The sequence below is a fragment of the Kitasatospora phosalacinea genome (assembly GCF_000717185.1).
In the GTDB taxonomy this organism is placed as follows: domain Bacteria; phylum Actinomycetota; class Actinomycetes; order Streptomycetales; family Streptomycetaceae; genus Kitasatospora; species Kitasatospora phosalacinea_A.
The window spans coordinates 1-1,000 of the sequence record NZ_JNYE01000255.1; the positions used below are offsets into that span (position 1 = coordinate 1).

Below are 1,000 nucleotides of genomic sequence, written 5' to 3' on the forward strand. Positions count from 1 at the left end.
CTAGACGAGTAGTTCCGAAGTCTGCTGGCTTTGCTGGTTCTGCTCCGGGCATGCAGGGAGGGTGTCCAGCATTCGGGTTGTGACGACCGAAGAGCTGGACACCCTCCTGACCGCACTCTACGTGCGGATCGATGATCATCTGCCCCGAACGCGCTGGCTGGGGCGCCCGCCGCTGCTGACGGACTCGGAACTGCTGTGCCTGGCCGTGGCCCAGGTGCTGCTGGGCTTCCACTCCGAGGCGCGTTGGATCCGCTTCGCCCGTGCCCACCTGCGCGGCATGTTCCCCCACCTGCCCGAACGCCCCGGCTACAACAAGCGCCTGCGCGCCGCCAGGCCCCTGCTCCAGCAGGCCATCCGCGACCTCGCCCGGGACACCGACCTGTGGGCCGACCCGGTGTGGATCACCGACTCCACCCCCGTCGAGTGCGGCCGCTCCCGCGACACCGCCCGCCGCTCGGCCCTGGCCGGATGGGCGGGCTACGGCTACAGCCGCTCGCACTCGCGCTGGTTCTGGGGTCTGAAGCTCCACCTGGTCTGCACCCCGGCCGGGCTGCCCGTCACCTGGGCCCTCGCCAGCCCGAAGGTCGACGAGCGCGAGGTGCTGGCCGCACTGATCGAGACCGAGCCCGGTCTCGTGCGCGAGCGGCCCGGCCTGCTGATCCTCGCCGACAAGGGCTACGTCTCCGCGGAACTCGACCGCTTCCTGGAACAGTTCGGGGCTCAGCTGCTGAGGCCCTCCTACCGCAACCGGACCCCACGCCCCGGCGAAGGGCTGCTGAAATCCGTCCGCCAGCTGATCGAGTCCGTCAACGACACCCTCAAGGGCCAACTCGGACTCGAACAGCACGGCGGACGCACCATCGAGGGCCTCGGCGCCCGCGTCGGCCAGCGACTGCTGGCGATGACCTGCGCGATCTGGCACAACCGCACCACCGGCCAACCCGTCACCCGATCACTCATCGCCTACGACCACTGACCCACTTCGGAACTACTCGTCTAG

1 protein-coding gene is annotated in these 1,000 nt (G+C 69.4%); it reads left to right on the top strand.

The window, feature by feature from the left end:
• Positions 1 to 79 precede the first annotated feature (79 nt).
• A complete protein-coding gene (locus OO57_RS37875; protein ID WP_033257462.1) occupies positions 80 to 976 on the top strand; it encodes an IS982 family transposase in 897 nt (298 codons plus the stop codon).
• The last annotated feature ends 24 nt before the right edge of the window (positions 977 to 1,000 follow it).